Source organism: Aeribacillus sp. FSL K6-1121, from assembly GCF_038003725.1.
Taxonomy (GTDB): domain Bacteria; phylum Bacillota; class Bacilli; order Bacillales; family Aeribacillaceae; genus Aeribacillus; species Aeribacillus composti.
Genome location: NZ_JBBOPS010000001.1, coordinates 1357131 through 1369244, shown reverse-complemented (window position 1 = coordinate 1369244; position 12114 = coordinate 1357131). Strand labels below are relative to the sequence as shown.

Annotated in this window: 8 protein-coding genes; all 8 read left to right on the top strand. The window is 34.2% G+C overall.

Annotation, left to right across the window (positions count from 1 at the left end):
- Nucleotides 1–635 precede the first annotated feature (635 nt).
- The 8 genes from NSQ61_RS06770 to NSQ61_RS06735 all read left to right on the top strand — a co-directional run bounded on the left by NSQ61_RS06770 (nucleotide 636) and on the right by NSQ61_RS06735 (nucleotide 12100).
- Nucleotides 636–1085 carry a DinB family protein gene (locus tag NSQ61_RS06770; RefSeq protein WP_063389576.1) on the top strand — a complete coding sequence of 150 codons (450 nt, stop codon included), beginning with the start codon at nucleotides 636–638 and terminating at the stop codon, nucleotides 1083–1085.
- Nucleotides 1086–1154: 69 nt separating this feature from the next.
- The gene (locus NSQ61_RS06765; RefSeq protein WP_063389575.1) at nucleotides 1155–1520 is read left to right on the top strand and encodes a PH domain-containing protein; all 366 of its coding nucleotides are present in this window, start codon (nucleotides 1155–1157) and stop codon (nucleotides 1518–1520) included.
- Nucleotides 1521–1963: 443 nt separating this feature from the next.
- Nucleotides 1964–4549, top strand: coding sequence for a PAS domain S-box protein (locus NSQ61_RS06760; protein ID WP_340806446.1), 2586 nt, complete (start codon nucleotides 1964–1966; stop codon nucleotides 4547–4549).
- Between the two features lie 738 nt (nucleotides 4550–5287).
- On the top strand, nucleotides 5288–6016 hold the full coding sequence (locus NSQ61_RS06755; RefSeq protein ID WP_066246638.1) for an EAL domain-containing protein: 729 nt from the start codon (nucleotides 5288–5290) through the stop codon (nucleotides 6014–6016).
- 60 nt (nucleotides 6017–6076) lie between these two features.
- On the top strand, nucleotides 6077–8116 hold the full coding sequence (locus NSQ61_RS06750) for a FapA family protein (RefSeq protein ID WP_144597023.1): 2040 nt from the start codon (nucleotides 6077–6079) through the stop codon (nucleotides 8114–8116).
- A gap of 98 nt (nucleotides 8117–8214) precedes the next feature.
- The gene (locus tag NSQ61_RS06745; RefSeq protein WP_340806445.1) at nucleotides 8215–8532 is read left to right on the top strand and encodes an STAS domain-containing protein; all 318 of its coding nucleotides are present in this window, start codon (nucleotides 8215–8217) and stop codon (nucleotides 8530–8532) included.
- Nucleotides 8533–9133: 601 nt separating this feature from the next.
- A complete protein-coding gene (locus NSQ61_RS06740) occupies nucleotides 9134–9865 on the top strand; it encodes a LytR/AlgR family response regulator transcription factor (RefSeq protein ID WP_063389570.1) in 732 nt (243 codons plus the stop codon).
- Between the two features lie 135 nt (nucleotides 9866–10000).
- Nucleotides 10001–12100, top strand: coding sequence for an HD domain-containing phosphohydrolase (locus NSQ61_RS06735; RefSeq protein WP_327848631.1), 2100 nt, complete (start codon nucleotides 10001–10003; stop codon nucleotides 12098–12100).
- Nucleotides 12101–12114: the final 14 nt, after the last annotated feature.

Below are 12114 nucleotides of genomic sequence, written 5' to 3'. Positions count from 1 at the left end.
AGGTTGAAAAGAAGAGTCAGGCTATTACAACCTCTTTCCTTCTATAGATATAAATATTAACTATTTGTCGTTTGATGTCAGCATGCCCCTTTCCTTCTTCTATTATTAAATACTAACTGATAGCAAGTAAACTATTGATTGCTTGATCTGTCCAGCAAGCATATGATCTATCCGACTTTTAAAGTTTGCGAAATGATTGAACGAATCAATGAGAAAATCGGCTGTCAAGCAGGTATATTGAATATGTAATTTTGCATAATATTTGACAGAAGTTGGATTAATAATAGAGAGCTTAATTATGCTCGCAGACTGAAAAAATGTTTAAATTTTTAAGCGAACTCATGTTATAATTGTTTCAACACTTGTCATTTTGCGAGGCAGAATGCAAAACTCTGAACAATCTTTGGAGTGGCTTTCCCAAAAAGTTTTAAAAGGTTGGATATCTCCCAATTTGATAAAACAGTAAAAAACAGGAATTCATAATCAAGAGCTTGTCAACAATAAATTATTAGAATATTCGAAAAATAAACCGTGTATTTGACGAACTTTTATACGATAAAACCTAATCATTGTCAGTTAACTCAAAGGAACAGCATTTGCTGCATACATAGTAAAGTAAAGAAGGAGGATTTTTATTGGAAACGATTCAAAAGATGTTTGAGCACTTGCATTGGGCGAACGAGCGTATATTAGACACTTTGCAAAAGATTGAAGGGGAAAATAATGGGGCGCTGCGCTTGTTTTCGCATATTCTTTTAACTGAAAAACTATGGTTTACAAGATTGCAAGGATTGGACAGCTCACACATTGCGATTTGGGAGGATGTACATATAGATGCCTGTGCAGAACTTGCAAAACAAAATGAACAGAGCATTACATCGTTTTTGAAAAATTTGACGAATCGTGATTTAGACAACATTGTCACTTACAAAAACAGTAAAGGAATCGAGTTTCAAAATACATTAAGGGAAATTTTAACTCATGTCGCTTTGCACGGACATTACCATCGAGGACAGATCAACTTGAGACTGCGATCTGAACGGCATGAACCAGTGAACGTTGATTTTATCACATTTGTAAGATAAGCTCCAAGACAGTTTGCCAAAATTATGTTTATTGTTCATAAATGAAGCAAATAGGGGATGAAATCAGGTATGGCAAATGTAGGTTCTATTATGACTTGGACGTTTTATGAAGAGACAGATGTTCCAAAAGAAGTGGAGGAAATTTTAATTGAAGGGGAAACTGCGGAAGCTGCGTATAAAACGGTTCGAGATGTTGCGGTCGTGACGAACAAAAGAATAATCATTGCCGATCGTCAAGGAATTACAGGTAAAAAAGTGGAAATCTACACCATTCCATTTAAATCGATTGTCATGTATTCTTCTGAAAATGGAGGAAAGATTGACCTTAATGCAGAACTCGAACTATGGACTAGGGCAGGGAAATTCAAATTATTATTAAATAAAAAAGTGAATATTCGGAAGCTTGATCGAATTATTGCAAGTCATATTCTGTAGTTGTACTCTTTAAATCAAAAGAATTTTTATATTTTACAAAAATAAATAAATATAACATTTACAATGCTGCACTAAGAGATTTTTGAATCAATAGGTGCAATAAAATGCAAAGATTGTTAAGAACATTTAAAATTGCTTCTATGAAATTTTTCATATAGAATGATTGTTTGAGAGCAATAGCACCTATAAAATTTCTTAAATCTCGGTGCTTTTTTTGTTTTTTCAATACTAGGATGACGCTTTAAATTCCGCTTTTTAAAAAAAGTATCCCGCTTATCTGCAAAGCTCTTTGGCATATTACTCCACCGTCTTCAAAAACAGTTTTAATATTTTACTAAAAAAACTGTTCCGTTCTGTTCAAATTGGTTCCACAGAGTAAAAATAATTGTCTAACCTTCTTTATTTGTTTATGATGTAAGCAAATAAGATAAGGTGTGTGAAACATGGAAGCTTTGTTTAATTGGGAGTTAGTGATTTCATCTGTCGTCATGGCAATCATTGCTTCTTTTTTTTCTGTTCACATGATTCAGAACATACAGGTGTCTACTGAAAAAGATAAGTGGTTATACATATTGTTAGGAACGATATGGGTAGGGTTAGGAATTTGGACAATGCAATTTATTGACATGCTCGGTGATGATTTATATTTGATTGCAACGTATTACACCGTCTATACGTTATTATCTTTTTTGCTAGGGATCATTGCATCATTCGCTGCTTTTTCCATGAAAGATAAACAAAAAAATGTTTCTAATGCAGCGGCGATTTCGATTGTAGTGGGTTTAAGTATTTTTGTAATATATTATATTGGTATAAAATCATTGAAAGAGAATGAATATGACGGATTTTATTCCGTTCTTTCTAACTTAATCGCTTTTGTTTTAGCGGGAGCAGTGATTGCCTTTTTCCATCACAATAAGCGATCTCAAAAGCTTCAAATGAAAGCGATCATAATACTTTCAATTGTTTTGGGATTGGGTATTTTCATTTTTCAATACACGGTAATGAATGAAATAAAAAAAGCTGGATTATTCATATATGAGCAGATTTATTCGGTTTCTACATTGCTGGCAAATCAACTTCTCCTTTCAATCATCATGATTTTTATGATTTTTGCATTTGTTCAAAAAGAAAAAAACAAGCTAGAAAGAAAGTTTGAAACAACAAATCTATATTACGAGTCATTGATTACGTATAATCCGTATATCGTTTTCATCATTAATATCGACGGAATGATTACGAATATAAATCCTAAAGGATTAGAAATCTTAAAAGCAAAAAAAGAACAAATGATTCATCAATCGATTTTTTCGTTTTTGCCTCAAGACGATGCCGAAAGGGTAAAACAGAAAATGAATCGTTTGTTGGAGCATAACGAAAATGAAATGGAAGTTTCGTTTAAAAATAGTAAAGGTGAATGGATTCCTTTACTTTTAACGTTTGTCCCTATGATCGTTGAAGGAAAAAATGAAGGTTTTTTCGTCATCGCCAAAGATATGAAAGAATTAAAACAATATCAAAAACGACTTCGAAAAATGCAGAAAGATTTAATGAATACATTAGAACGCCAGCAAGGAATGACATTTAAGTTCGTCAAAATAAACGATCAGTTTATCCATACGTTATGTGCAGGGGAATTGCTCTATAAACTTGGCTATTCTCCCCATGAGATTATTGGAAAGGATTTGCGGGATTTTTTGCCGAAAGAAGTCGCTGAAGGGCAGCTTCGAGCTTATCAGAAAGCCTGGAATGGCGAGATTGTCCATTTTGAGGGAAAGCTGAACGGATATGATTACTTGGCTGTGTTAAGTCCGGTTATAGAAAATGGAAAAGTTGTTGAAGTCATCGGTTCTTGTGTAGACATAACCGTCAGAAAAGAGCAGGAAATGAAATTAAATGAGTCGAATGCACTAAGACGGACGATTATTGACAATCTGCCAATCGGAATTGTTGTGATTGATCATGAAATGAAGATTATCGCCTTAAATAAGACGATATTGAAAATTTTTCAAATCAATGAGCCAATAAAACAGCTGATTGGGAAAAACATCACAAATTATTTTCCAGCCGTTGGCCGAAAGGTTGAAGAGAACACAGGGGAAGTATCAAAGATTTTCACGCCCTATAAGCATTTCTCTGATGAAGTGAACATCAAAAATAGTAAAATCTTGAAAAGAAGTTATTTTCCTTTTTATATGGACGGGAAACTGAAAGGCCATTTATGGACGTTTGAAGATATAACAGAACAAAAGAAGATGGAAAACAGCATTATTCAGGCGAAAGAAGAAGCCGTCAAAGCCAATATGGCGAAATCGGAATTTTTATCGAAAATGAGTCATGAATTAAGAACGCCGTTAAATGGAATCCTTGGTTTTTCTCATTTGTTGGAACTAGATAAAACGTTAACGGAGCAGCAGCAAGCATTTGTGGAAGAAATTTTAAAAGGAGGCCGCCATTTATTAAATTTGATTAATGAAATTTTAGATCTTTCCAGAATTGAAACAGGAAAAATAAAAATTTCAAATGACGAAGTACAAATTGATTCGGTCATATGTGAATGTATAGCATTGATGAAGCCAGCGGCAAACAAAAAAAGGATCAAAATCATCAAAAGCATTGATCAGTGTGTGGATCAAATGATCCACATTGATTCGTTAAGATTAAAACAAGTCATTTTAAATTTGTTAGATAACGCGATTAAATATAATGTTGAAGGTGGACAGATCCATATAACCTGTAAATGTCAAAACGGATTTCTAGTTATTCACATAATTGATACCGGAATCGGGATATGCGAAGAAGAATTGAAAAAAATATATGAACCTTTTTATCGTATTCAACATGTGCAAGTTGAAGGAACCGGTCTCGGACTTTCACTTGTAAAACAACTGATAGAGCTGATGAACGGGGAATTTGGGGTTGTTAGCAAAATAGGAGAAGGAAGTGACTTTTGGATTAAACTGCCTATGTTGAATCGAGAAACGAATCATGCTGTTAAGAAAGATCTAGAACACAGGCAGCACCATTAATATATATATATAAACTGTTTTCTATGTTTACGGAAAATGCCGCATGAGTTATGGGAAAAATGTTATTTTGTTCAAATAGGTTAAAAGAGTTCCGTTTAATGTTGGAATTTAATGACTGATCGTTCAGTTGCCTTGTTACAAAGTGTTTTGCAATATTCAATATGCAAAAGTAAAAGGTTTGATGAAAATCAAAGCTTTTTTCATTCCAGTGATAATGAAAACCTTTTCTTAAGCAAAAGATACCATCTTGTGGAAATACAGGAAATGAGAATTATAAAAAACTTTATTAGACGAACACGTCAAACTTGCCGGCAATGTCGAAAAAGCAGAAGAATTTCATACTTGAACAGGAGGCTTGCTAATCATAGCAGCTTCTTTTTTTCATAAATACAATTTCCTAGTTACAAAATCATGAATACAAGACAATGACGATTCTGAAGCTTTTCCTTCTGGATTCAAACTTCTGCTAAAAAAAATGAAATAATTTTAGTATGATTATTTAGTCATAGGTCTTTTTTGCTATTGTTTTTAGTTCAAAAGAACTATTTGGGCAATATTTGTAAGTTTGAATAAAAAAGTCGTAAAATGTCGGATTTTTGACATATTCTGTCCTCTATCATTTTTCTTAAGTCAAAATACGTTCCTCTCATGCTGGAGGCTGGTTAGACAATAAGTTGGAATACAGTTACATTGAACATAGAACAAAAATATCATAAAACATGGCAAGGGAGGGAAAAGATGAGAAACAGTGCAGCCAATAAAATGGAATCAGTTTATCAACCGATTTGGGATTTAAATAATTGGAATGTATTTGGATATGAGGCATTTTTAACCTTTCCAGATGGCCAAATGGACATAGAAAAAATATATGAACTGGCACGGGGAAAAGGATGTCTTTATGAACTGAACATAAAGGCGATATTAAATGCGATTACGTGTTTTCCGATTGAACGTTTGGATGATTCATTAATATTCGTCAATCTTTTCCCTTCCACACTCATTCATCATCAATTCGAAAAATTTGTCGAGCGGTTATTGAAACAATATCCTCAAATACAAGAAAAAGTTGTATTTCAAATAAATCATACACCAAGTGAAAAGCATATATGGGACTTGCCAGATTTAAAAGATAAAATAAACATGTTAAAGAAAAACGGTTTTGATGTAGCATTATATGGCGTTGGAAATGGAACGGCTGTTTTACAACAAATTGTTGATTTTTCAGCAAGCTATATTAAACTTGATCGGCATTTTACTAAAGAATTATATCGTTCTAAAGAAAAACAGCACATTGTCTCGCTTTTAGTGCAATATGCAAAACAACAAATCACTATTATCTTGGAAGGAATCGAAAAGGAGATGGACTTAGCTAAGGCAAAATTGTTAAAAGTTCCTGTTGGCCAAGGAAATTTATTAGGAAAACCAGAAAAATCAGCCGTCCACACCATTGAAGATATTTTTCGATAAGCACTCCGACAGATGAATGAACATGTTTCTCCTGAATTTTATATGGAGAGGTAGATGCAAATGAATCAGTCAGTTTTAGCGAAAGGAAAAAACATACAGGAAGCGATCGAACTAGGTTTGAGTATTTTAGGGACTGATAAGGAGAAAGTTTCGATTGAAATCATCGAAAAAGGCGGCAAAGGATTTTGGAAAATTGGTTCTAAACAGGCGATCGTCAGATTAACAAAGCTGGATGATCAGGAAACATCTTCTAAGCAAAGCTCTATAAAACAGGATCCCTTAGAACAGATCATTGATTCGTTAGAAATCGAATCATTTGCAAGCTCTGAACCAATAAAAGAAAATTCATTAGAAGGTAAAGTGTGGATAAAAGATGGAAAATTATATTGCCAGCCAGCTTCAAATAAATACCCGACCGTTACTGTTGGAAAAGGAATAAAGTTGTATAAAAATGGTCAACTCATTACCGGAACAACCATCGTAACAGAAATGGATGAGTATAAAATTCAAACGGATGAAGTTGTAACGGAAGGTAAATGGGATATTACGATCGACTCTGACAAGCTGCATGTTTTTTTACAAATAGAACCAGGGTATCGAAAAACGTATAAAGTGAAAGATATCGAACCTAGTGAGCATATTGTATTAGAAGGAGAAGAAATTGTTGAAACGATTCCAGCAGTTGATTACAATCAAATTTTAAAAAAACTAGAAGAGCTGCGAGTTATTCATGGATTTAACCATAATGAGATTATTAAAGCAATTCATACGGACCGGCCAGGAAAATTTACAATTGCATCTGGCATGAAACCAAAAGAAGGGGAAAATGGAAAAATCGAGCTTCTCGTTGATTTAAATAAAGGAGCAAAAGTGAAAGAAAAAGAAGACGGAACCGTCGATTTTCGTGAAAAACAGGAGTTCCCTTCAGTTGAAAAAGGACAGGTCATTGCTATTGTACATCCTCCTGTCCCTGGAATACCTGGAATTACGGTTACGAACGAACCTTTACCACCTAAACCGACATATCCGCTTACGATTCAGCCGGGAAAGGGAATCGCTCTTATCGAGCAAGGTAAAAAAATTTTAGCTACAGAAACGGGGCGTCCTCTCATTGAACAAAGGGGATTAATCGTCAGAGTATCTATATTGCCAAAACTTGTACATTCTCATGATGTGAATTTATTATCAGGAAACATTCGTTTTAAGGGTGATCTGGACGTTCTTGGCAATGTGGAAGAGGGAATGGTTGTAGAGGCGGATGGAAACATTTTGATTCAAAAAAATGTATATGGAGCTACAATTTCATCGAAAAATGCCATTGTCGTTCATGGAAGCTTTATTAAAAGCACAATCTCAGCAGGAAAACAAAATATTTATTCATCCGAGCTCATTCGATTATTAACAAGCATTCAAGAACAAATGGATCAATTGATCAAATCCATTTATCAAGTCATTAAGCTCCCTGCATATAAAATGTCAGACTATTCATCAAAAGGATTACAGCCGTTAATAAAAATTTTGCTTGAAAAAAAGTTCAATAATTTGCTTACGCTTGTAAAGCAATATATTGCGACCTGCAATAATGGGAGTCATATTTTAGAGCTGGAATGGCTAACAATTAGCGAACAGTTAAGACTATGTTTCCTTTCACCTGCAGTAAATGAATACCATACGATCGAAAAAATCAATCAGCTCATGCAAAAAATAACTGAACTGTTAGAGCGGCAAAAAAATGAACAAGATGATCACTGTTTTGTCAAACTAAAGTATGCTCAAAATAGCACCATTTATTCCCGAGGGGACATTTTTATAACTGGACAAGGCTGTTTTAACAGCAAAGTGTATGCTGGTGGAACGATCGCCATAAAAAATGTCCTCAGAGGTGGGGAAATATTTTCCGAAAAAGAGGTCATGGTGAGAGAGAGTGGTTCAGAAAGCGGGGTTATGACAAAAATCAGCGTGCCAAGCAATGGAAAAATTATCATTGATCATGCCAATGAAGGGACAATCATCGAAATAGGAAAAATGAAGCATGTGTTTCATGAAGGGAAAAGAAACATAATAGCGAAATTAGATAAAAATGGAAATCTTGTATTTTAGCGACATAAAAACAATTGACGTTTGAAAAGGACGTGCCGTTTATTAAAAGATTTTTCAGCAAAACGAACAGGCATGATTTAGAAAGGAAGAATTTTTGTATGTTTTCTTATAGCCTCGATCAATTGAACGAAAAAGCATACGTCCGGTTTGTCGGAGATTTAGATATTGAAGTCGCGGAATTAATGGAAACAGAAATTATTCCGGCTCTGCAAACCTATACAAATATTGAGTTTGATTTTCAAGAAGTTCCTTTCGTTGATTCCACCGGGATTGGACTGTTATTAAATTTAATCGAGACAGTCAAAAATAATGGGTTGGATGTTCAAGTGAAAATAAAAAACGTTCAACCTTTAGTGAAAGATGTATTTGATATGCTCCAATTAGATAAAATTTTAGGAGAAAATGTATTTGTATAGGTATTACGATAATGAAGTGGGATGAGTGCTATTTTAGAAGCAGAAAACATCATGTAGACGATGCAGTATTGGTAGAAATCAGCAAAACAGCCGATTTCTACCTTTTGATATGTAAAAAAATACTAATATTAGCATTTTGTGTATTTTACAGATTGTTGAAGACTGAGTTGGGAGCCCGGGGAAAAATCAAATTTTTTCTATAATGTTTCTGTTAAAATAATTTTTATTTAAAATTGGCATCCCGGCGGTTTTATATCGGGAAAAGATTTGAATTGCAGAACGATCCTTTCAGAATCGACGCATTTCAACTTTTTCGCAGCTTGCAAGCATCTTTTCGGCGACAAAATTTGATTATAATGAAAAACTTATTTTATGAAAATATTTATGTGAAATTCATAAAGCAAAACGGCTTTTCAGCATTTTATGTACATGGATAAACATCGAAGACGCTGTCTGCATCATGGAGACATCCAACAAGGAAAGATGCCGGTTTCATCCGCAATTCATGCTTTCCTTTTGAAAAGGAACATCATCATCCATGCAGAATACACAATAAACTCAAAAAGACGGCACGCAAACTAGAGCAACGAGGTGGAGATTTATGGAGAAATACAAACTGATTATTGCAGATGATGATCACCCTTCAAGACTGATTTTATCCCATTTTATTCAATTGTTCCCCCAATATGAAATCGTCTGTGAGGCAGCTGACGGAGAAGAATTAATTCAACGATTTATGAAGAAAATTCCTGATATTGTTTTAGTTGATGTCGATATGCCGAAAATTAACGGAATGGAAGCTATGAAAATATGTAAAGAAATACATCCGTCCTTGCAAGTCATCTTTACAACTGGGTATGATGAATTTGCTGTTGAGGCATTTAATCTGTCTGCTACAGATTATATCGTAAAGCCAATTGAACGGACTCGATTATTTACGGCGCTTGAAAAGGCGAAAAAAGCGATTGAAATAGAGAAAAAATTATTAAACAAGCATCCATTTAAAGAGATTAAAAAGCTTTCGATTAAATCGAATCAAACCTTTCATTACATCTCATCAGACGACATTCTTTTTATTGAGAAGAACGGAAGAAAAACGGTGTTTCATACTGCAGAACATCAACACGAAACAAACGAATCCCTGCAAGAAATAGAAGGGAAATTGCCTTGTAATTTCTATAAAACTCATCGTTCCTATATTGTTAATTTGAAAAAGATCATAAAAATTGAACCACAAGGCGAAACGTATGCCGCCCATTTTTCTGGAAGCGATAAAGTTGCCTACATTTCGAAATTGAAAATACAAGAGGTGCACGGATTGTTAAGGGCATGATATTTGCAAGGGAGAAGTTTTAAAATGGATTTTTTCTTTTTTATATTGAAAAAGCTTTAAAAATTATTCGGGGATTTTTCATTCAATTCGTAAAATATGTCTGACCCGAGTTTTTAAAAGAAAGGTGTATCATACATGCCGATCTTGTTGAAAGAGAAAGGGTTCATGCTTATTGTCATCGGCTTTGGCCTGCCCATTATTCTAATACAATTATGGAGTTTAGAGAAAACACATATGCCATTTGCCATTTTAATAGCGATTCTTGCAGGGATATTAGAAATATTTCCTATCGAACTCCGCAATGGTAAGAAGCTTTCTTGTTCAAGCATTTTTAACATTGTGGTTCTTGTTCAAATGGGAATTCCGGAAGCTGTGATTGTTGTTTTCATCGCTTCTTTATTCTTATTTTACAATAGCAAATTAAGCTTTATTTCTTGGTTATTTCAGGCTAGTCAATGTGCGGTTGCTGTTTTTTTATCAGGATTTGTATTTGAGTATTTTTTTGGCAAACTCGGCGTTTTTACATATATAACCTCCGTTTTCGCATTTGCATGCACAACGTTTATATATTTTTTCATCTTTTTTGCCATTACAGTGAGCTATAAGAGTCTCGTTTTCTCTCAAAATTTTTCGGATGTTTTGAAAACAGAGATGAATGATACATTGCTAGCATTTGCTGTGACATTTATTTTAGGATTTCGGCTTGCTGCTATTGATTACGATCAACAGCCTTTTCCATTTTGGTTTGAAACGATCTTTACCGTCGCTGTTTTTCTATTCGCACGATCCATTGCTCAAGTACTAGTTCGTCATAGAAAAAACCATTTGACGACCTTAGAAAATATTACACAGTATATGGAACAAAAAGTTCATTTGCCGAAGGGGCATTCTAAAAGGGTAGGAGATTTAGCACGCCGCATCGCAGAAGAGTTAAAGTTAAGCCCCAAACATGTTGATGCTGTTCATTACGCTGCCTTGTTGCATGATATTGGAAAAATACAAATGGAGCATGAAATTTTTCAGAAGCGAGGGGCTCTTACGCTTGAAGAAGAAAAGCTTTATAAACAACATTCCGAGTTAGGGGCAAAGGTGGTTTCAGCAATATCGGGAATCGAAAAAGCTGCCCAGTATGTCCGTTTTCATCACGAACAATGGGATGGAAAAGGCTATCCGGATGGAAAAAAAGGAGAAGAAATTCCATTGGGAGCCCGCATTATTGCTGCGGCAAATGAGTATGACAAATTGATGCATTCTTCTGGAATTATCAATCAAAAGAAAGCTTTTCAAAATTTAAAGAATACAAAACTTGATCCAAAATTAGTAGAAATTGTTTTAAAAATAGCTGATTTCAAAAAGGCAGGCAAAGATCATCATCCGGGATTGATTCAGGCTCAAAATCAGCAGCACTTTCACGATATAAAATATAAAGGCTCGAAGCTTCTGAAAGATTTTGCTGTTGTACAAGCTGTATTTTATCAAAATGGCAGCTTCTATCATATAAATGGCGAAAAAGTTCAGATTCCTTGTGAACAACAAATCAAAAGCCTGATTACGAATCATCCTATTCAAAATGGATATGCACATGAATTTATTGAAGATGTTCCAAGTCGGAAAATGTATAACGTTCATTGGATCTGTTTGGAAAAGAAAATATTATGTCTATTGTTTGATGTAAGTCATTTACGAGAATATGAGAGAAAACAAGAATTGAGGATACGTACAATTTACCGTGATTGTTTATACGCCGTCACACAAGGAAAATTGACTCTGATTGAACGGGAAGAATTAAAAAGCTTTAATCAAGGTGAGAAAATTGCAGAATTTCCTGTTTCTGAAAAAAATGATGTTGCGGCATGTAGAACATTTATTGACCAGTTGTTAAAAGATCGGCATATTTCAGAAAAGAAAAGATATAATGTGCTCTTATCTATTTCTGAAGCTGTAACAAATGTATTAAAGCATGCGGTTGAAGGAAAAATGAAAGTTTATTTGAACCATGATTGGTTAAAAGTGATTGTAGAAGATAAAGGAAATGGCATCAAATTAAGCGAACTGCCGAAATCAATATTGTTAGAAGGTTATTCCAGCAAACGGTCATTTGGGCACGGTTTCAGCATTATGTTAAAAATGATGGATAAAATTTCAATATATACAAGTACAGAAGGAACGACGATTATTTTAGAAGTAGATTTAAAGGATCGACTCATAGAGAGAAGAAAAAACATTCCATTATGATAAAGATCATTTTG

Bases quoted from the DNA above. Each gene is read 5' to 3' on its own strand.
- NSQ61_RS06750 (WP_144597023.1), top strand. From the start codon at position 6,077: ATGAATCAGTCAGTTTTAGCGAAAGGAAAAAACATACAGGAAGCGATC.
- NSQ61_RS06755 (WP_066246638.1), top strand. From the start codon at position 5,288: ATGAGAAACAGTGCAGCCAATAAAATGGAATCAGTTTATCAACCGATT.
- NSQ61_RS06765 (WP_063389575.1), top strand. From the start codon at position 1,155: ATGGCAAATGTAGGTTCTATTATGACTTGGACGTTTTATGAAGAGACA.
- NSQ61_RS06745 (WP_340806445.1), top strand. From the start codon at position 8,215: ATGTTTTCTTATAGCCTCGATCAATTGAACGAAAAAGCATACGTCCGG.
- NSQ61_RS06740 (WP_063389570.1), top strand. From the start codon at position 9,134: ATGGAGAAATACAAACTGATTATTGCAGATGATGATCACCCTTCAAGA.
- NSQ61_RS06735 (WP_327848631.1), top strand. From the start codon at position 10,001: ATGCCGATCTTGTTGAAAGAGAAAGGGTTCATGCTTATTGTCATCGGC.
- NSQ61_RS06760 (WP_340806446.1), top strand. From the start codon at position 1,964: ATGGAAGCTTTGTTTAATTGGGAGTTAGTGATTTCATCTGTCGTCATG.